Here is a 24,989-nt window from a genome sequence, read left to right on the forward strand (position 1 = left end):
CCTTAGCATCCGGGCCAATTCAATAAAGGCCCGTCATCTTCTTGACCAAGCTATGAACATCATGGTTAACATATTGTTGATGTGGGTCGGGTGCGGTGTGCGGGCATGTATAAATGTTTCGTAATCTGCCCATTCGGGGAAGAGGATGGCGCGGGAGAGAAGCTCAGGCTCTTTAACGAGCGCTCCGGGCTGCGCAAGCATGTATTCCCGCGTGTAGAGGCGATTTGCCGGGAACGCGGCTTCCCCATCGAGATCGCCGACGGAGAGAGAACCGCCACCCCCGATCCAGCCGTGCGGGCGGCCACGCAGCGCGGCATCGACGAGGCCGACGCCGTCATCGTCCTGCTCACCGAAGACAATCCCAACGTCTATGTCGAATTCGGCTGGGCAGTGGGAATGTGGCACCATCCCATCATTCTCTACCGCAAGGGCTACAAGCTGCCGATCGACATCGTCGACCTGCTCCACCTCGAATATGGCGACAGTCATGTCTCGGGCGCCAACAAGGACGCCATCCTTGCGCTGGCCGACAGGCTTGCAAAGGCGCTCGTCGAGAAGATCGTCAAGAGCAAGACGGACGTCCCGTTCGGTCACTGGCCGCAGACCACCCTGGCCCGTGGCCGGGTCAAGGTCTACAACCGGTTCTCGAAAGCGTTCACGCGGCTTGAGTGGTCCGAGGTTTTCAGGTCGGCCACCTCCGAGATCATCGTTGCCAGCACCGGGATGTCCAAGGTCAACGCCCAGGGTTTCATCTGGGCGGAGCCCGGTCGGCCGCCTGTCGAGATGGGTCTTGCGCAAATGCTGCTGCTCAAGGCGCATGAGGGCGTGAAGGTGACGGTCGTCTTCTACCACGAATCCAATGTTACGGACGGGCATCTCAAGCAATGGGATGGCGGTGTGGAGGAGCGCCAGAACAGGATCCGGTCTTCATTCAGGTTCTGGTCCACCTTTCGCCTGGCCTATGAAAACGAACGCCAGGCCGCCGAGAGCAAAGGCGATCATTCCACGTCCAAACCGGGGGGAGGATTTCAGGTCATACAGCTTTACGGGCGCCACCTTCCGTTCCGGGTGACGCTGACGGAGCAGCAGGCGATCGTCACGATCCGCTTTTACACCGAAGTATACAATTCCGGCCTGTGCATAGTGGCCAAGGCCGCTGATGGCTTACCCGACCCCGACAATATGCCGGTCTACAATCAGGTTCGCAGAGAGCTCGACTTTCTGATCAACGAAAGCAAGGAACGGTCGGAGGAGAATTACCGGAACTGGTTGGCGGCCGGGAGACCGCGGTGAACGCGGCCGGATGGCAAGCGCCAAAACCGGGAACAGACAGTAGCGGGGCCGCTGGCCGGCCCGGCTCGCCCCTACAGATGCGGATCGGCTTTGCCGGTCATCGATCGGTCGACGGACCGGAACTCCAGGCGGCACTCGGGCGGGCGTTCGAGCTGGTGCAGGACTGCGCCGCCGGCATGGCCCGGACGAGGGTCGAGGCATCCGACCATGCGCATGCGGACATCTCCGAAACCATACTCGATGCGCATCGCGCGATCTGGGGCTTGGCCGGCGCCGAGGCAAGCCGCACCTTGCTCACCGGCTACGCACCGGGTGCCGACAGGAGCGCTGCTTCCGTCTGGCGCGGGCTCGGTCTCGGTCCGGTCCACGCGCTTTTCCCGTTCGCCGGGCAAAGCCATGCCGATCGTGGCCGATATGCCTGGACCGACCAGCCCGGCCTTGCCGACACGGATACGCGAGTGGACCTCACGGCACCGGAAGGGTTGGAAAAGGCGTTCGAGCATCTGACGATCCTAGACGGCGCCTCTGCCCTTGCCGAGACGCCTCGGCGTGATCCTCATGTCGAGCTCGCCCGCTGGCTGGTTCGATGGTCCGATGTCGTGGTGACCGTATGGGACGGCAAACGGGCGGCCGGCCCGGGTGGCACAGCCGATGTCGTCGAGGAGACGATCAAGGCCAAGCGGCCGCTGCTTTGGATCGATGTTGCCCATCCCGAGATGCCGGTGCGATTCATCGCCCCCCAAAGCCTGCAACGCGATGGCTTGTTCGGCGAGATCATCCAATCGATCGAGGCCGGCACGGTCGACGTGCTCGCGCCTGCGGCCGCCGAGCACGACCTGCGCCGCTCGCTGGTGGCCTTGTTCATGCCGCCATCCTCTCAAGCCGGCGAGCATGGCGATGATCTCGAAACCATGATCCGGCGGCGCTTCGCGGCGTCCGATCCATTGGTGCCGCCGTCGGGTTGGCGCAACCTCCGCGCACGGGCCGCGATAGGTGTTTCGAGAATGATCGGCTGGGGTTGGCTGAAATTCTGGCGGTGCTGGGGGCGCGCAGGGATAGCCGCCGAACTGAGCCCGAGTTCCGTGGATGAAGCGGCCGACGTGATCGAAGAAATCGGTGCTGGTCAGGCCGGTGGCCCCGCGACGAAGGACGCAATCCAGGCCCGTGCGTTCTGGCATCCCACATCACTGGGCCACCCCGTCATCGAGCATGCCTTGCGGGATGTCGATGCGCGAGCGAACGTTCTTGGCAGCGCGCACCGGGGTGCGCAGTTGCTTCTCCTCCTGCTTGCGGTCATGGCGGTTGTCTGCGCAACCATTCCGCTCGTCTTCGAAAGCTGGAAGTTGCCCGCGGTCGGAACGGAACTGATCATTGTCGGTCTGGCGGCCTGGATTTCGAGGGGGATGCGGCGCAGCAACGGCCATCAGATGTGGAGTGACTGCCGCCGCCTCGCGGAGCGTCTTCGCGTCTTGAGGGCGACCTGGCCGCTTGGTTTCGACATCACCGACAAGAAGGCTCTGTCGCCATCGTCATGGACGGAGTGGCAGGCCAATGCTGTCCGGCGGGCCGCCGGGCCACCGACGGGCTTCATGGAGCAGGCGCGCCGCTGGGTCGCCGCGGAATTCGCGCGCGAGGATGCCGACGGTATCGTCGAAGGGCAGAGAGCCTATCACGTCCGCAACCACCACCGCGCCCGCAGTCTGCATGCCGGTCTGGAGGCCACCGAAAAGTGGTCGTTGCGAATCCTGATCTGTCTGTTGATCTGCTATCTCGGAGCGTATTTCGGCTATGAGTACCACCTCTGGCCGAAACCGCCGAAGGAAGCCGCCGGCATCCTGGTTTTCGCCAGTGCGGTTATTCCCATCATCGCCGCGGTTTGCCTGGCCGTCGAGGCCAAACTCGACTTGCGCGAAAATGAGAGACGTTCAGCGGAGCTTGGACAAGCTTTCGCCAAGATCAGCACGGCGATGAGCGACCGGTCCCTCCCGTCGCGTGACGAGGAACTGCTTGGCAGTGCCGCCGCACTGGTGCTCCAGGATGTCGACACCTGGCGCGATGCCGCGCAGCGGCGCGTCATCGCGACACTCTAGCGGCTGGGCTTTTGCCTACTGGCTGGCCAGCGGCGCCAGCTTGACCTTGATCACGTCGCCAGGCAGCACCGGCGTGTCTTCCTTGGCGGGGATTTCGCTGGTCTTGCCGTCGACATTGCGCACCAGCGAATAGAGCAGCGTAGGCTGCTGGTCGTTGGTGATGGCCGCCGTCGTCGCCGGATCGGTGGCCTGGGCGATCAGGCCTTTCTGCATATTCACCTTCAGCGCCGCCTCGTTCAGGTCGGCTTCGGTCTGCTGCCGGTCGGCGGCGAGGCTCGAGCTCAACGTGTTCTGGGCATCGATGGCGTCCTGCGTCGCCTTGCTGATCGACTGCTTGGCCGTGAGGATGGCCGTCTCGTAGTCCAGGATCTTGCCCTGCAGGTCGGTGACCGACTGCTGCGAATCCAGAAGTCTCGCATTGGCGACCAGGCCTTTCTGGGCCAACGGACCGATGCTGGCGAGCTGCTGCTGCGCAAGATCGACCTGCTTCTGCTGGTTGGCGATCTTCTTCTGCAGGGATTCGATCTCGGCCTGCAGCACGCCTTTGAGATCGTCGAGCGCCTCGAGCTTCAGCTTCAGCGCCTTCTGGTCCGCGGTCAGGATCGTCATCTCGTCGTTGACGATGGTCGGCAGCCGGGGATCGCCCTCGACCTCCTTCGGCGCCTCGAAGCTCGTCTTGCCGGCCATGTCGGCGTCGATGCGGGCGCGCTTGACGATCAGCCGCACACGTAGGTCGTCGGAGATATCGAAATTGCCTTTGGCGGTGACCAGATCCTTGCCGAGCTGGGGACCGTAGTCGGCGTTGCGCCTGATGCCGCCGGCGACACTGATCGCTTTCAGCACCGTCAGATCGGGCACAAAGGGAAACTGGCCGGGATTCTGCACTTCGCCTGAAATGTAGAACGGCCGGAACTGCGCCATCTCGACCGAGGCCTCCGGCTTGTCGGACAGAGCGAGCTTGTGTTGCAGCGCTTCGCCGATCGCTGCGGCGACTTCCGCGGTGGTCTTGCCCGCGGCCGGCAATTCACCGACGAACGGCACGGAAAGTGTGCCCGCGGGACCAACCGTGTATTGGCCGTTGACCGACGACCAGTCGCGGAATGTGCTCTCGACGGTCTGCCATTCGGCGATGCGGATGGTAAGCTTGTCCTGGGAGCCCAGACGGTAATCGTCGGCCGCGGCCAGCTGCGGGAAAGCGAGCGACATCGCAAGGCACGTGGGCACGAGCCACGAGCGGCCGGAAAACGGGCCGCTGCCAAAGGCTTCGAACATGTCTGTCTTCAACTGAACGTTCCGATCCGTTTTAGCCCCATCGCCCGATGAGCTTGCGCCGGATGCCTGGTCGCAGGCCGCCGGTCAGTAGGAACCGCGTGACATCCAGACGGCCGGCACGGTCCTGATGATAATGCGAACGTCCTCGAACAGCGACCAGTTCTCGACATAGTGGCGGTCGAACGCGACGCGGCTGTCATAGGAAACGTCGTTGCGGCCGCTGACCTGCCACAGACCGGTCAGGCCGGGCCGCGACTTCAGATAGTAGACCGCTGCGCTGCCGTAGATTTCCAGTTCGTCACGGACCACAGGGCGAGGCCCGACAAGGCTCATGTCGCCCTGGAGGATGTTGATGATTTGCGGCAATTCATCGAGGCTGAGCTTGCGCAAGACCGCCCCGACGCGGGTGACGCGCGGATCGTTCTTCAGCTTGCGGGTCGCTATCCATTCCGCATTGGCGTCTGGATTGGTCGCCAGATAGGCGGCCAGCACCTTGTCGCCGTCCGGAACCATGGTGCGGAACTTGAGGCAGGAGAAGAGCCGTCCACCGCGCCCGATGCGCCGGTGACCGTAGAAAATCGATCCGCCATCGGAGAATTTGACCAGCAACGCGACCATGATGAAGAGCGGGCTGAGCGCGATCAGCCCGGCCAGCGAACCGGCGATATCGAAGCTCCGCTTGATGAGGCCGCCGATCGGCGGCGGAAAATCGGTGTCAGCCTGCGAAAAGTCCGCCGTGGCCGACTTGGCAATATCCCTCATGCGGAAACTCCATGCGTTGAACGAATGGTTTACCGCACGATACCAAAAAAATGTTGCAGCGCAACACACAATTTCCCATGCCAGTGAAATAGTCGCGTCATGAATTGACTAAATAATAAGCTAGCTCTGCACAAATTTCGAAATGCATAGCACATTTGTGACAATAAATGGGCAAGGATAAAAAAATCCGGACGTTTTTGAGGCGATTTTTGGGCGCGGCGTTCTCGCTGTCGGGAGGTGGGACATATTAGTGCTTTAGGAAGATGCCATATTTGTAATTATTCATCTAAAATACTACTTAATATTACGAGTTGTACTCGACGCTTATGATGGCTGCAGGTTGAGTGAAGTGCGGTCGTGTGCGTTGCAGCATGACAGAGTCGAACGCACAAGCTCAATCAAAAATATGTGCGGTTGCCCTTGCCGCCTTCTGCCCGCCTTAATAGAATTGCAAATTATACCTGTCATGGTGGCGACAGGTTGAAAGGCCGGAAGCAACCGGTCGACAGCGGGTGGTCTAACAAGCCCGCATGACAAGGGACGGCGCTCGGGTGGGGCAAATCGTTGGATATAACCCGAGCCGGTTTATGGGCTGTTGGGTATGTCGCTTCCAAAATTCATCGTTGGGATGCTTTTCGCGCTTGCGATAGTCGTCGCCTGGTCATGGCTCGGCGGGGCTTCGTTTGGCACGACGCTGCTGCGCGTCGTCATCTGCGCCGTGGTCATCCAGGCCGGTTATTTCGCAGTGGTCTATGCCATGATCGCCAGAAGAGCGCCGACGCCTGCCGACAGGCTGCGTGATGCCGAAAGAAAGCTGAACGCCCCCGAAGTGGCCGAGGGCGAGAAGCTGGGCAGCGCCCGGCGCAGCTTGCATTAAGCCCTAAGGACACCGCCGGCCTCAGGCCACATCGGCGGGTTCTGTTTCCGACCCTTCTCCCGACAGCATCCTGGACAGCCGGCTGCCCGGCTTTGCCTTCAGGCGCTGATATTGGCCGACTTCAACGACACGGCCGTCTTCCATCGCCACCACCCAGTCGGCGAAGGCGATCATTGACGGCCGGTGCGCGATGGTCAGGATCGTCATTGCGCCGCGCAGGCCGTCGATCGATCGGGCTATCAGCGACTGGTTCTGCCAGTCGAGCGCGCTGGTGGCCTCGTCGAGGATGAGCAGTGAGGGCTTGCGCAGCAGCGCGCGCGCCAGTGCGATGCGCTGGCGCTCGCCGCCGGACAGGCGCACGCCGCGGTCGCCGACCACGGTCTTCAGCCCCAGATCCAGCCGTTCGACGAATTCGCCCGCATGGGCGGCGCGCAACGCGGTCCATAATTCGTCGTCGCGGGCCTCCGGCGCGGCAAGACGCAGGTTCGCCGCGATCGTGTCATGCAGCAGGAACACGTCCTGCGGCACATAGGCCACTTGCTCGCGCCAGCGGCGACGATTGCCGGCATCGATCTCGACGCCATCGACCAGGATCTTGCCGGCGGTCGGTTCAAGCAGGCCCAGCAGCATGTCGGCGATCGTGCTCTTGCCGGACCCGGATGGGCCGATAAGCGCGGTGACCTTGCCGGCGGGAAGGCCAAAGGTGATGTCGCTCACCACAGGTTTGCCGGCACCGTCGTCATAGGCAAAGGAGACATCGCGAATGTTCAGCCCCGTATCGAGGGCCAGCTTGCGCGTATCGTCTGGCCCGCCATGACCTGGCTCGCGCTCGGCGTCGAAACGTGCCTGCAGGCTGCGCATGGCGGTATAGGCGGGCAGGTTGATCAGCACCTGCTGGGCCTGCGTCTGCATGTCCATGAAGCGCGGCGCGATGCGCATGAAAACCAGGAGCAGCACGACGATCTCGGCCAGCGACAGGTTGAAGCGGACGAGCGCCACATAGATGAACAGACTGAGACCCACGACGCTCGCCACCTGGAACACCGCGGTGCCGATCGAACTGTTTCTGACATAGTCGATGTTGTCGGCCTTCATCTTCTCCAGCGTCGCCTGCAATTGCGCGAAATAGCTGGCCTCGACATTCAGGCTCTTGGCAACCTTGATGCCGCCGAGAAATTCCGAGACCGTCCGGTATTGATCCTGGCGGTTGCTGGTCAGGACACGGCCGAATGCCGTGGCGCGCGCGCGAAACGGCTGCAGCGCCACGAACATGATCATGCCGATGACCACCGCGAACAGTGTCATCACAGGCGAGATGAACATGGAAATGATGAGATAGCCGACGAGCAGCACGGCGATCTGCACCAGCATCAGCAGTGAAAAAGCCGCCCCCTGGACGCGATCGATGTCGCCGGTGAGCGCATGGTCGAGATCGGAGCCGCGCATGCGCGAGAACACGCCCCACCGCGCCTTGCCGATGCTCTCGAACAGGTTCATGCGCAAGCGGTTGATGAAGTCGAAGAGCAGCCTTGCCATGTAGACGGACTTGAAGCGGTTGAAGGCTGCCTGCACGGCGACAAGCCCGACCAGCGCGCAAAGCACGGTGGTGAGTTGCAGCGTTCCGCCAGGCACCAGCCAGCGGATGAAATCGATGTTCGGCAGCCTGACCGCGAAATCCTGTTCGGCGCGTCCGACCAGATGCAGCAGCGGCACCAGCAGCAGGATGGAAATGCCTTCCGTCAGGCTGCCGAGGATCAGGAACAGCAGCGCCGTCCAGGTTCGCCGCCCGCCGATCCGGGCGATGACGGCGCCGAACGCGGCGACATCGCGAAACAGCGAAAGGCTGAACACCGACGACCTAGGCATCTCCAGCCAGTTCCTTTTCGATCAACGCCACAGCCTCGCCGATCCTGTCGATGCCGGCCGGAACGTCCAGCCGGCACACGCCGACACGGCTGGCGATTGCCGAACAATGGCGAAGATGCATCGCCGCGAAATCGCCGGAGAGCGCCGCACGGCCGAAGCGCGTCACGTAGGAGAACCGGATGATGGCCGGCAAGGCGGCAATCCGGGGCAAGGGTGTGATCCCGGCCCTTTGACCGCGCTCGAGCATGTAAATCCTGGCCGCCGGCACCCTGTCGCCGGAGAACGCGCCGTGCAGGCGATGCTGCATCTTCTCGATCGCCGGATGCACCTGCGGCCGCACTTGCGCCCTTTCAAGCGGGATCGCCGCCGCGGCATCGGCCGCAAGCTTGATCTGGGGAAATCCCGGAACGATCACCGGCTGGTTCGGGTCCGCCAGATCGAGTGCCACGACGTCGTCGGTGACCAGATCATGCCCGGCCCGGATCAGCGCGCTTGCCGTGGTCGATTTGCCCGCGCCCTTGTCACCCATGAAGATGGCGCCCCTGCCGGCCACCGCGATGGCGCTGGCATGCAGAACCAGCAGGCCGCGCTGGTGGAGGAGCAGTGCCAGCACCGGCCCCAGTAGCGGGAAGGCGAGCAGGGTGTCGTCGACGCCGGGCGCCGGCTCGACGTCGATGCGGCTGAAATCGCTGATCAGGAAGGCGCCGACGGCCGCCCAGGCCAGATATTGCCGGTTCGTCTCGAAGCGGAAGATCGTCGCGGCGTCGGGCGACGGCTTCGGCATGTCGATCGTGCCGATAGCAATCAGGATATCCGCCGCCGCCGGCTCCGTTGATTCCAGCTCGGGCAATGCCACGTCTGACGCCACGGTCAGGCCGTAGGCCCGGTAGTAGCGTCGCTCGCGGACCGTCCGGCCATGGGAAGGTGGGTCGACGCGATAGGTGGCGAGCGGCTCATGGCGAGACATCATGCCGGGCTCCCGGAATGCTGGACCTGCCGCAGCCACAGCGACAGCGAGGCCGAGCGCCAGACATACTGGACATCGAGCGGCGCCGCCCGTTCCGGCTGGCGCAACAGCCGCGCATAGGCGGCACTCACCTGTGGCAGGTTGACGTAAGGCGCGATGCGGCCGGCGTCCGAAACGAGCAGCTGGTCCAGCAGATCGCGATGGTTGCGCACCATGCCGTTGACGAGATTGGCGGTGAAATCGATCTTGTCGCGCCGCCACTGGACCGCCGGCGGCAGGATGCCCTCCATGGCCCGGCGCAGCACATAGCGGCCAAAGCCGCGACTGAGTTTCTCCTCGCCCGGCAGCCCGAGGCAGAACTCGACCAGCCGCTTGTCCCAGAACGGATAGCGCGGCTCGACGCCGAAATTGGCCGCGGCCTTGTCCAGAACCTCGAAAGAGTGCGGGACATAGCCGTTGGAGAGGATCCAGCGGTGGCTGAGCGCGTCGCTGGCCTGGACGCCGGGCGGCATATAGCCGGCCCGGTGAAAGCGCTCGGTGAGCTCGGTTCGTGTGGCGAGGTCCGGATTGACCAGATCGCGCCAGCCGCGCGGCGCCCGTATGGGCTTGCGTATCCGGTTCAGGACGCGGTTGCCCAGATGCCGCAGCCTGGCGATGCGCCAGGCCGGCCCGTAGAGGGTCAGGAACTGGAGATAGAGGCCGAGCGTGCTGTCGCCATAGGTGTCGGAAGCACTGCGGATCTCGCGCCACAACGCCATCCACCTTCCGCCATTGGCAAGCTCGTGCAGATGGCCATGTCCCTGTGAAACGACCTCGTCACCGCCATGGCCGTCGAGCAACACCTTGATGCCCTTGGCGCCCGCCGTCCGGTAGATACCGCGGGTCAGTGTCAGGCCAGGCGCCAGGAAGGTGCCTTCCTGCTCTTCCAGCACCCGGTCGAATTCCGCGAAGGGTGCGTAATTGCCGACAGGGATCAGCGTCGGGTCGGCCCTCTGCTGGTCCAGCACGGCATCGATGAAACGGCGCTCGTCCATCGACGAGCCCTTGTCGAAGACCAGCGAGAAGGTCGGCAGCTTCGGTTTCCGCTCGGCTGCGTTCCGCAACCCGGCGACACAGGCGATCGAGGAGGAATCGAGGCCTCCGCTCAGCATCGCGCCGATCGACGGGCTTCCGCGCATGCGGTTGCGGACCGATTGCGAGAACAGGTGGGCGAATTCCTCCGCCACATCGGACCGGGACGCTCGCTGCGACGGCTCGATCTGCCAGTACCGGCGCAGCACCACGCGCTGCGCGCTGACGGTCAGGCTATGACGCGCCGGCAGGGCGAAGATGTCGCTGTAGGGCGTCGACTGCGGGTCGTCGGGCAGCCCGGCCAGGAATCCCGAAATCCGGCGCTCGCTAAGGCGCGCACCGACGCCGTCGAGGCCCAGCATCGGCCCGATCTCGGAAGCAAAGGCAAAGCGCCGGTCGGCCGCGTGGTAATAGAATGGCTTGACCCCGAAATGGTCTCGCGCGCAGAACAGAAATTGCCGCTCGGCATCCCAGATGGCAAAGGCGAAATCGCCTTGCAGATGCGTGGGGCTGGCCTCTCCCCAGCGCAGATAGGCCCGCATCAGCAGCACCGCATCGGGGACCGAGCCGTCCCTGATGCCGAGCCTGGCGAGCAACTCGTCGCGGTTGTCGAGCCGGCAGTCGGCGGTGATGGCCAACTTGCCGCCTGCCATCGTCAGCGGGCCGGGGCTGGCCTCACCGGTCGTGTTGAGCCAGGCGTGACCGAGCGCGATGCCGCCGTCCAGCCACCACGAGCTTCCGTCGGGACCACGATGGCGCATGCGCGCCAGCATCTGCTGGATACCGCTCGCCGCTTCATCCGGCGCGTGGTCCTGTCGCAGCAGGATGCCGGCGACGCCGCTCATCGGCTGCCGTGGTCGACCAGATGGGCAAAACCATCGACGGACCCGCCAAGCACCACGTGGTTGTCGCTGACCAGCCAGGCATGCGCCTTCAATTGCTCGCCCGTGCCGCGTTTGATACCGATGCGGATGTTCGAGGCATTGCCCTGGCGTGCAAGCAGGTATTGGCCCGAAAGCGCCTGGGTCAGGCATGTGGCGCCCGGTACGAACCGCGCGGCGGCCGCTACTCCCCAGGCGACAAGCCGCAACTCGCCCATGCTGGCGCATTGGCGCGCGTTGAGCCGGGTCACCATTGCTCGGACGCGGTTGTAGGAGAACAATGTCAGCCCGAGCCGCACGGCCGCGACCACCAGCAGGCAGCGGCCCAGGAAAAGCGCTTCCGAACCGTTCAAGGACAGAATTCTCGCGAGGCTCCGCCGGCCGTGCCGCTGCTTCGCCGGTCTTTGCCGCACAGCCATCGCCTTTTGCGGCGCCTGCCTAGACGAGTGCCTCATGTTCCAGCCTCGCCAGCCCGTTTTCCGCAAGCCCCTTCAGCAATATGTCGACGTCGGCATTGCAGCGTTCGGCGTCGACGTCGTAGCGGGCGAGGACGGCGTTGCGGATATCGGCGATCGACTTGGGCTCCTGGATCAGGTCCCAGATGAAGGCGCCGACGCCGTTGAGGCTGTAATAGATATTGGATTTCAGATTGAGCAGCGCGAGGCCTCCGCCGAATTCGCAGGCCACTGCATCCTTGGTCGCGCTTATGCAATCGTGGTCAGATGGGTTCCAGTTCATCCTAAAACCTCTTTCGCAACACGTGCCTCTATCGACAGGCTCGTGCATCGACATTGCTGGAGAAGTCGGGGATTTTCACCCCCGGCTCCTTCTTATGGTTTTTGGATCCTGGAGGTCCAACGTCATCCTCCGGGACCAGGATAGGCTCAAGAGAACGTGAGGTCGCCAATTGGCGTATGTGCGGGGAACGACGCATCGATCGCCGTGCTGCCGCCGCCGCCCTGGGTGATGGTTTCGATCGAACCATGCACGGTCAGGTTTGGCGTTTCGTACTCCTGCTTTTCAACATTCTGTTCCATTTTACTCTCCTATCGGGGACTGGAAACGGCCTGTCGATTGCCGTCAGCACTTTCATGCTGCGGCGCAATAGCTGCATGGCAGCATTTATGAGTCAAGCCTGATTTACCGCACGTTAATCAATTACGGGTTGCGGGCGTCACCATTAGTGTGCGCGGTGCTCAAAATTCGGCCGCTTTTGCATTGAAAACCACGTGGCGGAGTGCCTTTGCGGCATTTTCGCCAAGCCATTGATTTTACATGTATAAAAAACTTGCAAAGCTGCTGCTTTTTTAGGCTCGCCTAAAAAGCCGGAATTTCCTTAGCCTGCCCCTGTCGATTGCGCATTGAAATGCCCCGGCGGAGCCGGAATTCCGGCAGGCGCGGCCATCGCCCTTGAGCACGGCAGGCAAACGCTATGGTTGCAAAATTTCGCACTGCGAAAGGAAATGCTTTACGGCGCCGTGGTTTTTGAGGATGCTTTGCTTCGCACTTGCAGCATACGCGTCGCGCAAACCGCTTTTTGGAGACTGTGCGCTCAATGGCCTTGCCGGAAAGCTCTTATGAAAGACTGCGCGCCGCCGACCGCGCCGACGAGATCGCTTATGTCAGGGCTTGCTTACGATTGTATTTCGCGGGGCCGGATGCACCGGCCGCAGACGCGTCGACGCCGGATCTCTCCGACGCTGCCATCGCCGATATCGCCAGGCTGAACAAGGTCGCCACTTTCGTTCTGAAGGCCCTGTCGCGCGCGCCGGCGCAGGCGCGGCCGGCCGGGCTTTTCCAGTGGCTGGACACCTATCGCCGCAGGACGGTTTCGATGAACGCCGCCTGCCTCATGGATTCGATCGCCATCCACGAGGCTCTGCGCGACAGGCGGATCGATTTCGTCTTCCTGAAGGGGCCGTTCCAGCAGCATCTGCTCTACGACGATCACTTCATGAAGCCTTCGGGGGATGTCGACATCCTGGTTTCGCCTGCCGGGTTCCTGCACGCGCGCGAAGCGCTGCGCGCGATCGGCTACGAGGTGTCGGGCAAATCGCGTTCGGTCTGGTGGGTTCGCTTCCTCGGCGAACAGCACATGATCCGCGGCAGTGCATCGAGACCATCCACGGTCGACCTTCATTACCGGCTCCAGCAGCCCGGTTCGCCCAGTCCGAGGAATTCCGACGGCTTCCTGCGGCGAAAACGGCTGGTCGAGGTCGCCGGCGCCGAAGTTCCGTTCACCTCGGCCGCGGATACTTTGATGCTGTCTTGCATCAGCGTCGCCAAGGCGTTGTTCAACCGCGAACCCTGCGCCGGCTATGTCTGCGATATCAGGGCCAGCGCCAGCCGCCTCGACGAGGCCGATCAGCAGCGTGTGCTCGATGACGCGGTGAGCCAGGGACTGGACGACACCCTGTTGCTCGGTCTGCGCGCCGCCGATGTGCTTTTGGGCGGCACCGGCACGCTTCTGTCGGAGCGGGCCAAGCCGATCCTGTCGCGCATCGGCAATGAGGACCTGCTCAACATGGTCATCGCCCCGTGGCTGTCGTCGCTGCGCTGGCCGCAGCGGCGGACGGTGTTGTGGGAATTGTGTGGCCGGGCGCCGGTCCGCTACCTGGCCGAGGCCGGATGGGCGGCATCGGCCGACATCAGCCGCCGCATCTTCGAGCGGCCGGCCAGTCCGTGATGGCGATGGATATCGAACGCGTACAGGGCAAGGGCAGAACGGAACCTGTGCAAGAGGCAAACTCCATGTCGACGACGAAATCCGAGGTCTGCGTGATCATCGCGGCCAAAAACGCGGCGCGCACGATCGCGGTTGCCATCGCATCCGCGTTGCGCGAACCGGAAGTGGCGGAAGTCGTCGTCGTCGACGACGGTTCCTCCGACAATACGGCGGAGGTCGCCCGTTCGGCCGACGACGGAAGCGGCCGGCTCGCGGTGATGCGCCTCGACGTCAATCGCGGCCCGTCCTTTGCCCGCAATGCCGCGATCGCCGGTTCGCGGGCGCCGTTCGTCAGCATACTGGATGCCGACGATTTCTTCCTCGAGGGCCGGTTTCGCAACCTGTTCGCCGGCGCCGATTGGGATTTCGCCGCCGACAACATCATGCTCATCAGGGATGACGCGACCGGCGACGCGACCAAGATCGTTGCTCCGGATTTTGCCGCCGATCCGGAATTCCTCGATTTCGAGAGCTTCGTGGAAGGCAACATCTCCAGACGTCGCGTGCAGAGAGGCGAACTCGGCTTCCTGAAGCCGGTGATCAGCCGCGCCTTCCTCGACCGCCACCGGCTGCGCTACGACGAGAGCCTGCGGCTGGGCGAGGACTACGAACTCTACGCGCGCGCGGTCGCCCACGGGGCACGCTTCAAGGTCATCCGTTCCTGCGGCTACGGCGCCATCGTGCGCGCCGATTCGCTCAGCGGCCGCCACAAGACGCAGGACCTGAAGCGGCTGGCCGACGCCGATCTGGCGCTGCTGGCCATGGACAGCCTGCCGGAGGGGTCCAAGGCGGTATTGCGTCGGCACGAGCGGCATGTGCGCGACAAGTATAGGCTGCGCAATTTCCTCGACGTGAAGGCCGAGCGGGGCCTGGCGTCGGCTGCTGCGTATGCTTTCGCAAGCCAATCCAATCTCGTTCCCATCGTCCAGGGCGTGGCATCCGACAAGCTCGAGGCGCTGTTTCGCAGCGTTGGCCTCGTTTCCAGGAACAAGCACGTGCCGCCGCTGCGTTTCCTGATGGCCGGAACCAGTACGGGCAAGGGACCGTGAGGCGCGCAAGCGTTTGCGTTGCCTGGCTGCTGCGAACTCCATCACGCAAACCATTTCCATTGGATTTATGAGTTTACGAATTAGGTGGTTGCCTCGGGGCTCCGGGGATGGCAGTCTATGTTGCGGTGCAGCAAATTGAACGACCAGCCGAACTGGCCCCCGATCGGACTGGTCCGAAGTCTCTCTTCGTCAGAGGAATTGGACGACGCGGTACGAGTTTTTTCAGCCCCGGTTGCGGGGATCGGCCAGTGGCCCGGCCTGAAAGCCGGTGATGACGGGAATTTAAGTTCATGGCCTCGATATTCGGCTTCAGATCAAGGGATCCGGCTCGTGACCGGCAGACCGACGTCGCGCGCCTGGACCGGCTGGCGAGGCTGTTCGAGCAGATAGCGGCCGAAATCGATGCCGAGAAAACCGGCTTGGAGGCTCGCTACCGCAAGGAAGCGACCAACGCCGCCTTCCTCGTCGAAGCGATGGAAAACGGCTCCGCGTCCGACCGTCGCTCATCCGAAGTCGACGCGTTGACGCAGTCGATCCTCAACACCGAGCGCCGCATCGCGGCACTGTCGCGCCAGGGCGGCGCGATGCGCGAGCTCCGTCATTCGCTGGATATGGTGTTCGATGAGAATGCGGCCACGGATTCGGCTGCCACCGTCCGGCCGGCCAGGCAGCAAGGAGCCGGCCGAGGGTGAAGGCGGCGGCGCGGTACTGTTACGGCGGAGGTAATGCAAGGCTGGAAGTCGGGAGGGTAATTGAAGAGGTCAAGGTTGACCCGTTTGGCAGCGGTTCAAACGTCGACTTTGGGTTGGGGACACAGCGCAAAGGTGAATTTGTCATGAGTTCGGAACCAAAAACCATGTCCACGACAGCAATCGAAACCCCTTCTATCCTGCATTTCGACCGGCGGCGGTCCGGTCTGCCGGCTGCTTTCCTGCTCGCCGCCCTCGGCAGCCTGCCGATAACCCCTTCTCATGCGCAGGATATCCAGTCCGCGCCCTCTTTCGTCGACGACTTCAAGAGCCTCGACCGCGGGCGCTGGTACGTTTCAGACGGCTGGACGAACGGCAGCCATCAGAATTGCACCTGGTCGAAGGGCCAGGTCGAGCTGTCCGACGGCGTTCTTTCGCTCGGTTTCGCCAGGCAGAAGACCAAGGATCGCGATTTCGCCTGCGGTGAGATCCAGACCAAGCAGCGTTTCGGCTACGGCACCTATGAAGCGCGCATGAAGACCGGCTCCGGCTCGGGTCTCAACGCGGCTTTCTTCACCTATATCGGTCCGTCCGACAAGCAGCCCTGGGACGAGATCGATTTCGAGGTCCTGACCAAGGACACCTCCAAGGTGCAGGTCAACGCCTATATCGACGGCAAGGGCAAGAACGAGAAGCTGGTCGAGGTGCCCGGCGGCACCGACGGCGGCTTCAACGACTATGCCTTCGTCTGGGAAAAGGACAGCCTGCGCTGGTATGTCAACGGGCAACTGGTGAACACCATCACGGATCCCGCGAAGCTGCCAAGCCACGCCCAGAAGATCTTCTTCAGCCTCTGGGGCAGCGATACGATGAAGGGATGGATGGGCGCGTTCGCCGATCCGGGTGACAAGGTGTCGCTGCAGGTCGAGCGCGTCGCCTTCACCGCGCTCGGGCAGCCCTGCCAGTTTCCCGAATCGCTGGTATGCAGCGTAAAAGAGTTGGGAAAGACGAATTGAACCGGCCGGACCGAGAAGCGGCCCGCTGCCTTGGATGGGAATGAAACCGAATGAACTTGACGGTGTTTGGAATTGGCTATGTCGGCCTGGTGCAGGCGGCGGTGCTTGCCGAGGTCGGCCACCAGGTCGTTTGCGTCGACGTCGACGCGAACAAGGTGGAGCGGCTCAATCAAGGCTTCGTCCCGATATTCGAGCCAGGCCTCGAAAGCATCGTCAGGGAGAACCATGCTGCCGGCCGCATCAAGTTCACCACCGACGCTGCCGCCGGCGTCAGGCATGGTGAAATCCAGATGATCGCGGTCGGCACGCCGCCGGGCGAGGATGGTTCGGCCGACCTCAAATACGTGCTGGCGGTCGCCGAGACGATCGGCCGCGAGATGGATACCGCCAAGATCGTGGTCGGCAAGTCGACCGTGCCGGTCGGCACCTGCGAAAAGGTCAAGACCAGGATCGCCGAGACGCTGAGGAAGCGGGGGCGCGAGGATCTGACTTTCGACGTCGCCTCAAATCCCGAATTCCTCAAGGAAGGTTCCGCCGTCGCCGATTGCATGAAGCCGGACCGCATCATCGTCGGCACCGACAGCGAGGACACCGAGGCGGTGATGCGCGAACTCTACGCGCCCTTCAATCGTAACCACGAGAAGATGATCGTGATGGACGTGCGCAGCGCCGAATTCACCAAATACGCAGCCAACTGCATGCTGGCGACCAAGATCAGCTTCATGAACGAGATGGCGAACCTCGCCGAGCAGCTCGGCGCCGACATAGAGGAGGTGCGCAAGGGCATCGGTTCTGATCCGCGCATCGGCTACCACTTCATCTATCCGGGCCTCGGCTATGGCGGCTCGTGCTTTCCCAAGGACGTCCGCGCCCTGATCAAGACCGCTGAAGGCGTCAAGTTCGACGCCAAGCTGCTGCGCGCCGTCGAGGAGCGCAACAACGATCAGAAATCCGTCCTGTTCGACAAGGTGCACCGCTATTTCAAGGGCAACCTCAAGGGCAAGACCTTCGCCTTGTGGGGCCTGGCCTTCAAGCCCAACACGGACGACATGCGCGAGGCGCCCGCGCGGGTGCTGATGGAAGCGCTGTGGAACGCCGGGGCCACCGTGCAGGCCTATGACCCCGAGGCCATGCAGGAATGCCAGGCCATATACGGGCAGCGCGACGACCTGATGCTGTGCGGCACCAAGGAAGCGGCGCTGCGCGGCGCCGATGCGCTGCTGATCGCCACTGAATGGAAGAGCTTTCGCGCACCGTCCTTCGATGCGCTGAAGGACGCGCTGACCACGCCGGTCATCTTCGATGGCCGCAATCTCTACGACCCCAAGGTCGTAGCGCGCCACGGCATCGAATATCACTCGATCGGCAGGATGGCGGCATGAAACCGCTCGATCTTGCCGGCGCGCGCCGCGCGGAAAGGAAGTGCAACTGATGGTGCTGGACGTAAAGCCCGAGCAAGTCACCAAGGATCATTTCGATGTTGTCGCGATCGGTTCGGGCTTCGGTTCGGCTTTCTTCCTGCATGAGTTCTCCAGGCGGCGTAAGGCCCGTGTCCTGGTTCTGGAGTGGGGCCGTCACAACACCCATGAATGGCAGCTCGACCAGAACGCCAACACCGACATAGACGACGAGACGACCTACAAGACCAATTCCGACAAGCCCTGGAACTACACGATCGGGCTGGGCGGCGGGACCAATTGCTGGTTCGCGCAGACGCCGCGGTTCCATCCCAACGACTTCAGGCTCAAGAGTACCTACGGCATCGGCAATGACTGGCCGATCAGCTACGACGATGTCGAGCCGTTCTATTGCGACGCCGAAGACATCATGTCGATCTCGGGAGATCCCGACATGGCGGCGATGCTGCCGCGCTCCAGGCCGTTTCCGCAGCCGCCGCATCGCATGTCGACGCCCGACAGAATGATGAAGGCGGCGCAGCCCGACCAGCATTTCGTCATGCCGACGGCGCGGGCCCGCGTGCCGACCGCGCAACGCACCTCCTGCTGCGCCAATCTGCGCTGCTGGCTGTGCCCGGTCGATGCGAAATTCACGGTCAACAACGGGCTGATGCATGTCTTCGAGCATCCCGACGTTTCGGTCTGCCTCGGCGCGGAAGTCCGGCGGCTCGATCATGCCGGCGGCGCGGTGCGTTCGGTCACCTTCGTGAATAATGGTAAGGAATATCAGGTCAGCGGCGACCTCTTCATCCTTGGCGCCAACGCCATCCAGAGCGCGGCGATCATGCTGCGCTCCGGCCTCGGCGATGAGTTCGTCGGCCGCGGCCTGCACGAATCCTATGGCTGGAATTTCGAGGTCTATCTCGACGGCGTCGACAATTTCGACGGCTCGACCATCACCACCGGTTTGAACTTCGGCCTCTATGACGGGCCGCACCGGTCCGAGCACGCGGCCGCCCTGGTCTATTTCGAGAACCGCTGGCAGCACGGCATGCGCGCCGAGAAAGGTCGCGTGCGCCAGGCGCTGCCGCTGGTCGTGGTCACCGAAAACCTGCTCGACCCCGAGAATTTTGTCACCCTCGACGAGGATGACAATGCTTTCGTCTCTTTCAAGGCGCCGTCGGACTATGCGGTCAAGGGCATGGCCAGGGCGCTCGACAAATTGCCTGGACTGCTGGCGCCCCTGCCGGTCGAAAGGCTGTTCGACCGCGGTATCCGGCCAACCGAATCGCATGTCCAGGGCACGTTGCGCATGGGCACCGGCCCGGCCGATTCGGTCGTCGACAGCAACATGATCCACCACCGGCTGAGAAACCTGGTCGTCGTCGGCACCAGCACCTATCCGAGTTGTTCCTGCGCCAATCCCAGCCTGACCGCGGCGGCCTTGTCCTTGCGGGCAGCGAGCCGGATGGCGTGAGGGAAGGAGGTACCGATGATAGAAATCACGCGTCGTTCGGTTCTGGCCATCATGGCTGGCGGAGTTGCGTCGACGGGCGTGGCCTACGCGGCCGTGTCCTCGTTTTCGGACGAGGACCTGGTTCGCGTCACACTCGAGAAATATCTCGGCAGGCTGAACATGCGCATCGAGCATCTGCAGCAGTTCGTGCTGGAGTTCCGCAACCGCAATCCGTGGCTGTTTCCCAGCGAAAAACTGGGCGACGCCGTCACCTTGCTCGAGAAGGCGAAGCTCGGTCAGGCACGCCAGTTGTTGCCGAAACAGAAGCAGCGCGACCTCAGGCATTTCGACCGCTGGGTTGTCGCCGAATTCCATATGCTGACGGATTACGCCTGGCGCAGTTCGCCCAATGATCCCATCCGGTTCACCGGATGGCAGTCATGCACAAATCCGTTCGCGACGCTTGATCCGCCAAAGACCGCTTGAGAGGCCTCGACGCGGCTCTTCATCGGGCCGAGGGCAACGAAACGCGAAAAGACAGGGAGTGACGACCATGAAGGTTCTCTTTGCAGGCGGCAACGGTTACCCGCCGGAGTTCAGCGGCGGGGTGCAGTCGAGCACCCACCATCTGGCCGAGCAATTGATCGAGCATGGACACGAGGCCGCGGTGCTCGCCGCCCTGTTTGGCGACGGTGTCTTCGGCTTCAAGGCACGCGCCAAGATGAAGCTCCTGCGCCAGCCCGCCGTCGTCGACAGTTTTCCCGGCTATCCTGTGATCCGGGCGTGGTTTCCCTGGGAGGCTGCGAACTTCGCCATCAACAGGGTGAAGCCGGATGTCGCGGTGGTCCAGTGTCACAAGTCGGTGCCGCTCGGCAAGGCGTTGCAGGCCAAGGGCGTGCCGCTGGTCGTCTATCTCAGGAATGTCGAATTTCACGAGCTGGGGGGCGACCTGCGCGAGCTGCGTTCGGCGCTCTACATCGCCAATTCGGAATTCACCGCGCGCACCTATGCAAGGGAATTCGGCATCGAGGCCGCGGTGATCCCGCCGACCATCAACCCGACGCAATACAGCACGCCGACCACGGGCCAGTTCGTCACGCTGATCAACCCCTATGAGGAAAAGGGCTTCGAGCTTGCGGTGCGCCTTGCCGGCGCATGCCCCGAAATCCCGTTCCTCTTCGTCGAAAGCTGGAAGCTGGAGGACGATCACCGGGCGCGCATCCAAGAGACGATCGCGCCGCTTGGCAATGTCACGCTGGAAAGCCGCACCAGCGATATGAAGACGGTCTATGGCCGCACCAGGATCCTGCTGGCGCCGAGCAAATGGGAAGAGGCCTGGGGGCGGGTGGCGTCGGAAGCCCATTGCAGCGGCATTCCAGTCGTCGGTTCGCGCCGCGGCGGCCTGCCCGAGGCGATCGGCCCCGGCGGCGTGGTGCTCGACTACGATGCGCCGCTCGCCGACTGGGTTGCGGCCGTCAGGCTGCTGTGGAACGACAACAAGGAGTACGACCGGGTTTCCGGCCTCGCACGCGGTTTCGCGGCGCGTCCGGAGCTCGATCCGGATCGCCAGTTCCTCACATTCTTCTCGATACTGGACAGGGCGGTACAGCAGCGCGCGCGCCGCGCTGCATGACAAAGGCCCGGCTGCGTCAGGCCGGGCGCTTGACCCGGTTCTTCAGCGTTTCATAGCCGCGCGCGCCGAGCAGGGCGCGCGCAATGGTCTTGGCGGCGCTCTTGCGGCCTTCCTGCGAGTTGATCTGCCGCAGCCTTGCCGGCAGGTTCCGTGCGGCATGGCCAAGCGCCGGCAGCGACAGCGCATCGGGAAAGGTGACCATATGCGTTTCAACGCACAGGACCGGCTTGCCCGACAATTCCGTGATCCTCAGCGCCTGGGCATGCTCGCTCTCGATGAACAGGATGGCATCGCATTTGCGGTAGAAATCGGCCTTGAAACTTCCGTGCACGCCAAGCCGCTGGCGCTCGGCCTTGCTCGGCAGGTCGAGCATGATCAGCTGGTCGTACTGGATTTCGTGCTTGGCCAGCCATGCCTCGGTAAGCGCACGGTATTTCTCGAGCCGGCTGGTGACCAGCCAGCCGATCTTGTGGGTCGCGGCGTGAAGCGGCCGCGCCTCGCTCAGGAATTTCTCATAGGCTGGGCCGTCGTCGTTTTCGGCCTCGGTCGGATCGAGGCACAACACCCCGTCTATGTCGACGCAGCATTGCGCCAGGAATTTGTGGTGCATGAAATTCCACTGGAACATGCGTGGATGCGGCACCACCTCGAAGACCAGATCGGTCTCCTTGTGTTGCGGCTCGAGGCCGAACACGGCGGCGAAGAGGAAATTGGCCTCGATGCCGGCGCCCTGGATGCGGGCACGGGCGTCGCGCATGGCATTGCCGCCGGCGACGCTGTCGTCGATCACCAGCACCTTGCGCATATCCGAAACCTTGCGGTCCAGCGCGGCGCGGCGCTTCGTGATTCCCGACGTGTAGACGCGGCCTTCCAGGAAACTGTCCAGATCGGTCATCGGGATGTTGGCCGCGAGGCTGACCAGCGTCGCCGCCAGCACGCCGCTTCTGGGAACGCCGACGACCAGGTCGATATCGCGCGGCAGCCGGTGAAGGTTGCTCAAGATGGCGTCGTTCATGTCGGAGATCGATCGGTAGTGCATGGATCGGACCTGATGCTCGTGTGGATATGGATAACGGTCGAAAGCGCCGGAATTATTGCGCCTCGCGCGGCGCCGCCGCCGGCGGCCTTGCCGGCAGCATTTTCAGGGCCTCGCGCAAGGCTTCGCGGCCGGCCGCGAAAACCATGGCGACGGCGATCGTGATCGCGTAGGCCAGGATGGCGCCGCTGGCCAGGGCGACGACAGGTTGCTGCGGCAGCGCCGGCTTGACCAGCCACACCGCGCCCAGCGCCAGATGCGCGCCAAGCACGAACGGCGTTGCCGCGCGCAGCACGTGGCTCGCTTGCAGCGGTCCGCTCCTGCCGACATAGAGCCACAGGAACGGCGTGCGCAGATATTCGCTGACCGCATAGGCGACCGCCACGCCGAGCGCGCCATAGGGCAGGCCGAGCGCGAAGGCGAGCACCGACGTCACCGCCGTGACGATACCCCAGCGCATGAAGTCGCCGGAGCGGCCCTGGCTGACGAAAAGCCATCCGGCAGGATTGTTGAGCGGCTGCAGCAGGCCGGCAAAACCGAGCGCCAGGAAGATCGAGGCACTGGCGCGCCATTGCTCGCCGAGCACGAAGGGAATGAGCACATCGGACATGGCGGTGGCGAAGGCGACACCGGGCAGCGCCACCAGAAGGATCAGCGGCATGACCCGCAGATAGGCGCTGCGGTAGCGGTCCGGCTCGTCCTTCAGCCGCGACAGCGCCGGCACCATGACCTTCGACAGCGGATTGGTGATCTGGCTGAGCGGGAACAGCAGCAGCTTGTAGGCGCGGTCGTAGAGGCCGAGTTGCGCCTCGCCCCAGTATTTGCCGATCAGCACGTTGTCGAGGTTGCGGGCGAAGAAATTGGCGAAGTTGAAACCGGTGATGCCGGCGCCGAAATTGATCAGCTCGCTGATGCCCGCGACCTTGCGCGGCATGCCCGGGCGCCAGCGCGAGCTTGCCCAGTAGCACAGCGTCGGCAGCACCGCGCCGGTCAGAGTGCCGGCAAACAGCGCCCAGTAGGAGCGGTCGATGAAGGTCCAGGCAATCGATACCGCCAGTCCCGCCACCGCGCCGGCGACGTCGATGATCGCCAGGCGGCCGAACTGCATGCGGCGCGTCAGCAGCGCCAGGTGCTGAGCGCCCAAGCCGTAGGCCAGGATCTGCGGTCCCAGCGCCGCCACCAGGCCGGCCACGCGCGGTTCGCCGTAGAAGGTGGCGACCAGCGGTGCCGCGCCCGCCAGCACACAGGCCAGGACCGCGCTGACGGCGACATTGATCCAGAAGAGATAGTTCACCTCCTCATGCCGGATGCCTGATTTCTGGATCGTCGCCTGGGTCAGGCCGAAATCCTGGAACAGGGCAATGAAGGCGAGCACCGGCGCGCACATGGCCACGACGCCGAAATCCTGCGGCGACAGAAGCCGCGACAGCACGATGACCGAGATGATCTGGGTGGCGACCCGCACCGATTGCGACAGCGCCGTCACGACGGCGCCGCGGCCGACCGATTTGCGCAGCGAGCCTTCTGGCGGATCGAATGGATTGGCTTCCAAATTCAGGATTCCTGACCTTTGCGCGGATTCCGGAGCCCGAAATCCACAACCGCCGCCGACCCCAAACTACGGCAATAATTTTGCAGTGCAACAGAAAACGTCCGGCGTCGCGCCAAAAATGTTGCGATGCAGCAAGAGCTGTACTAGGCTTCCCCTGGGTGGGTCAAACAGCGGTCGAGTTTTCATGCTGCATGTCTTGTACCTGGTGCACGATGTTTCCGACCCGGCGGTTCGCCGGCGGATCACGATGCTCAGGACAGGTGGCGCCCGGGTCACCCTGGCTGGCTTTCGCCGCACCGCCACCCCGATTGCCGATATCGAAGGATTGCGGCCGATCGACCTTGGCGCGACGCGCGACGGCCGATTCGCGCAGCGCCTGGCCGCGGTGGCGAAAGCGGCGGTTTCGATAGGGTCGAAGCTGGGCGGCATGCCGAAGCCCGATCTCATCATCGCGCGCAATCTGGAAATGCTGGCGCTGGCCCGCCGCGCCCGGTCCGCCTTCGGTGCCACGGTCCCCATCGTCTATGAATGCCTGGACATTCACCGCCTCGTGCTTCGCGACGATGTGCTGGGCAAGGCGCTGCGCGCCACCGAGCGTCATCTGGCGCGGGACGTGAAGCTGCTGGTGACAAGTTCGCCGGCCTTCATCGCCAATTATTTCAAACCGTTCCGCCAGGTCGCGGCACCGGTGGAACTGGTCGAGAACAAATATTTCGAGGCCGCTGCTGTTCTGCCCGGCGAGCGCGAAGCAGTGGCAGGACCTGTCGCCCCGCCTTGGCGGATCGGCTGGTTCGGGGCGCTGCGCTGCCGCCGCTCGCTCGAACTGCTGGCAGGGTTCACCCGCCTCATGGAAGGCCGGTTCGAAATCGTATTGCGCGGCCGTCCGGCGCTTTCCGAATTCCCTGACTTCCATGCCTTCGTCGATGCAGAACCCTATCTGTCGTTTCGCGGGCCGTACCGCAATCCGGAGGACATGGCGGCGATCTATGAAAACGTCCATTTCTCCTGGGCGATCGATTTCTTCGAGGAGGGACAGAACTCCGAATGGCTCCTGCCCAACCGCCTTTATGAAGGCTGCCGCTTCGGCGCGGTGCCGATCTCGATGGACAACACGGAGACCGGTCGGTTCCTGCGGCAGCGCGATATCGGCGTTCTGTTGCCGCAGGCCACGCCTGAGGCGCTTGAAACCGCGCTTGGCGGGATGGAGCAGCACCGCTTCGGCAGGTGGAAGGCACGCGTGCTGGCCCACAATCCGAGGATGTGGAGCTACGATCGAGGCGATTGCAGTGCCTTGGTCGAAAAGCTGCGCCGCCTGACCACCGTGCGCGAACCGCTCGCCGCCCAGGCGCTGGCATAG

At 63.3% G+C, this 24,989-nt stretch carries 22 protein-coding genes; 12 read left to right on the forward strand and 10 right to left on the reverse strand.

Annotated elements, in window-relative coordinates; all coding sequences use genetic code 11:
* Positions 1 to 81 precede the first annotated feature (81 nt).
* Complete coding sequence (locus tag FJ967_RS18825; RefSeq protein ID WP_140733323.1) at positions 82 to 1,293, forward strand: hypothetical protein; 1,212 nt, start codon at positions 82 to 84, stop codon at positions 1,291 to 1,293.
* On the forward strand, positions 1,290 to 3,383 hold the full coding sequence (locus FJ967_RS18830; RefSeq protein ID WP_140733324.1) for a hypothetical protein: 2,094 nt from the start codon (positions 1,290 to 1,292) through the stop codon (positions 3,381 to 3,383). The genes FJ967_RS18825 and FJ967_RS18830 overlap by 4 nt, the downstream gene beginning before the upstream one ends.
* A 15-nt stretch (positions 3,384 to 3,398) precedes the next feature.
* Here the strand turns inward: FJ967_RS18830 and FJ967_RS18835 are convergent, their stop codons facing one another.
* Together FJ967_RS18835 and FJ967_RS18840 are read right to left on the reverse strand one after the other, a co-directional pair.
* Complete coding sequence (locus FJ967_RS18835; RefSeq protein ID WP_181175986.1) at positions 3,399 to 4,655, reverse strand: polysaccharide biosynthesis/export family protein; 1,257 nt, start codon at positions 4,653 to 4,655, stop codon at positions 3,399 to 3,401.
* A gap of 84 nt (positions 4,656 to 4,739) precedes the next feature.
* Complete coding sequence (locus tag FJ967_RS18840) at positions 4,740 to 5,417, reverse strand: sugar transferase (protein WP_140733326.1); 678 nt, start codon at positions 5,415 to 5,417, stop codon at positions 4,740 to 4,742.
* A 601-nt stretch (positions 5,418 to 6,018) separates the two neighbouring features.
* Here FJ967_RS18840 and FJ967_RS18845 point away from each other — a divergent pair.
* Positions 6,019 to 6,294 (forward strand): exopolysaccharide production repressor exox, encoded by a 276-nt coding sequence (locus FJ967_RS18845; protein WP_140733327.1) that lies wholly within the window; start codon positions 6,019 to 6,021, stop codon positions 6,292 to 6,294.
* 21 nt (positions 6,295 to 6,315) lie between these two features.
* Here the strand turns inward: FJ967_RS18845 and FJ967_RS18850 are convergent, their stop codons facing one another.
* The 6 genes from FJ967_RS18850 to FJ967_RS18875 all read right to left on the reverse strand — a co-directional run bounded on the left by FJ967_RS18850 (position 6,316) and on the right by FJ967_RS18875 (position 12,116).
* The gene (locus tag FJ967_RS18850) at positions 6,316 to 8,160 is read right to left on the reverse strand and encodes an ABC transporter ATP-binding protein (RefSeq protein ID WP_140733328.1); all 1,845 of its coding nucleotides are present in this window, start codon (positions 8,158 to 8,160) and stop codon (positions 6,316 to 6,318) included.
* Positions 8,153 to 9,130, reverse strand: coding sequence for a serine kinase (locus tag FJ967_RS18855; protein WP_140733329.1), 978 nt, complete (start codon positions 9,128 to 9,130; stop codon positions 8,153 to 8,155). The genes FJ967_RS18850 and FJ967_RS18855 overlap by 8 nt, the downstream gene beginning before the upstream one ends.
* A complete protein-coding gene (locus tag FJ967_RS18860) occupies positions 9,127 to 11,043 on the reverse strand; it encodes a lasso peptide isopeptide bond-forming cyclase (protein ID WP_140733330.1) in 1,917 nt (638 codons plus the stop codon). Before FJ967_RS18860 ends, FJ967_RS18855 begins: the two co-directional genes overlap by 4 nt.
* Positions 11,040 to 11,432, reverse strand: a complete 393-nt coding sequence (locus FJ967_RS18865) for a lasso peptide biosynthesis B2 protein (RefSeq protein WP_246675310.1) — start codon at positions 11,430 to 11,432, stop codon at positions 11,040 to 11,042. The genes FJ967_RS18860 and FJ967_RS18865 overlap by 4 nt, the downstream gene beginning before the upstream one ends.
* Before the next feature lie 85 nt (positions 11,433 to 11,517).
* Complete coding sequence (locus FJ967_RS18870) at positions 11,518 to 11,817, reverse strand: PqqD family protein (RefSeq protein ID WP_140733332.1); 300 nt, start codon at positions 11,815 to 11,817, stop codon at positions 11,518 to 11,520.
* A gap of 146 nt (positions 11,818 to 11,963) precedes the next feature.
* Positions 11,964 to 12,116: a lasso peptide gene (locus FJ967_RS18875; protein WP_127279240.1), complete on the reverse strand. Its 153-nt coding sequence runs from the start codon at positions 12,114 to 12,116 to the stop codon at positions 11,964 to 11,966.
* Between the two features lie 518 nt (positions 12,117 to 12,634).
* Here FJ967_RS18875 and FJ967_RS18880 point away from each other — a divergent pair.
* The 8 genes from FJ967_RS18880 (at position 12,635) to FJ967_RS18915 (ending at position 21,044) form a co-directional block, all read left to right on the forward strand.
* Positions 12,635 to 13,765 carry a nucleotidyltransferase family protein gene (locus FJ967_RS18880; RefSeq protein WP_140733333.1) on the forward strand — a complete coding sequence of 377 codons (1,131 nt, stop codon included), beginning with the start codon at positions 12,635 to 12,637 and terminating at the stop codon, positions 13,763 to 13,765.
* A gap of 65 nt (positions 13,766 to 13,830) precedes the next feature.
* Positions 13,831 to 14,853: a glycosyltransferase family 2 protein gene (locus FJ967_RS18885; protein WP_140733334.1), complete on the forward strand. Its 1,023-nt coding sequence runs from the start codon at positions 13,831 to 13,833 to the stop codon at positions 14,851 to 14,853.
* 290 nt (positions 14,854 to 15,143) lie between these two features.
* Entirely contained in the window at positions 15,144 to 15,545 is a 402-nt protein-coding gene (locus FJ967_RS18890) for a hypothetical protein (RefSeq protein ID WP_140733335.1), read from the forward strand.
* A gap of 143 nt (positions 15,546 to 15,688) precedes the next feature.
* Positions 15,689 to 16,558: a glycoside hydrolase family 16 protein gene (locus FJ967_RS18895; protein ID WP_140733336.1), complete on the forward strand. Its 870-nt coding sequence runs from the start codon at positions 15,689 to 15,691 to the stop codon at positions 16,556 to 16,558.
* Between the two features lie 50 nt (positions 16,559 to 16,608).
* Positions 16,609 to 17,940, forward strand: coding sequence for a UDP-glucose/GDP-mannose dehydrogenase family protein (locus FJ967_RS18900; protein WP_140733337.1), 1,332 nt, complete (start codon positions 16,609 to 16,611; stop codon positions 17,938 to 17,940).
* Between the two features lie 49 nt (positions 17,941 to 17,989).
* Positions 17,990 to 19,432, forward strand: coding sequence for a GMC family oxidoreductase (locus FJ967_RS18905; protein WP_140733338.1), 1,443 nt, complete (start codon positions 17,990 to 17,992; stop codon positions 19,430 to 19,432).
* 15 nt (positions 19,433 to 19,447) lie between these two features.
* Complete coding sequence (locus FJ967_RS18910) at positions 19,448 to 19,897, forward strand: hypothetical protein (RefSeq protein WP_140733339.1); 450 nt, start codon at positions 19,448 to 19,450, stop codon at positions 19,895 to 19,897.
* A 67-nt stretch (positions 19,898 to 19,964) separates the two neighbouring features.
* Positions 19,965 to 21,044, forward strand: a complete 1,080-nt coding sequence (locus tag FJ967_RS18915) for a glycosyltransferase (protein ID WP_140733340.1) — start codon at positions 19,965 to 19,967, stop codon at positions 21,042 to 21,044.
* Between the two features lie 16 nt (positions 21,045 to 21,060).
* Here the strand turns inward: FJ967_RS18915 and FJ967_RS18920 are convergent, their stop codons facing one another.
* Entirely contained in the window at positions 21,061 to 22,083 is a 1,023-nt protein-coding gene (locus tag FJ967_RS18920; protein ID WP_140733341.1) for a phosphoribosyltransferase family protein, read from the reverse strand.
* A gap of 52 nt (positions 22,084 to 22,135) precedes the next feature.
* Positions 22,136 to 23,632, reverse strand: a complete 1,497-nt coding sequence (locus FJ967_RS18925; protein ID WP_140733342.1) for a lipopolysaccharide biosynthesis protein — start codon at positions 23,630 to 23,632, stop codon at positions 22,136 to 22,138.
* 184 nt (positions 23,633 to 23,816) lie between these two features.
* Between FJ967_RS18925 and FJ967_RS18930 the strand changes: the two genes are divergently transcribed.
* Positions 23,817 to 24,989, forward strand: coding sequence for a glycosyltransferase family 4 protein (locus FJ967_RS18930; RefSeq protein WP_140733415.1), 1,173 nt, complete (start codon positions 23,817 to 23,819; stop codon positions 24,987 to 24,989).

This window comes from Mesorhizobium sp. B2-3-4 (assembly GCF_006442315.1).
In the GTDB taxonomy this organism is placed as follows: domain Bacteria; phylum Pseudomonadota; class Alphaproteobacteria; order Rhizobiales; family Rhizobiaceae; genus Mesorhizobium.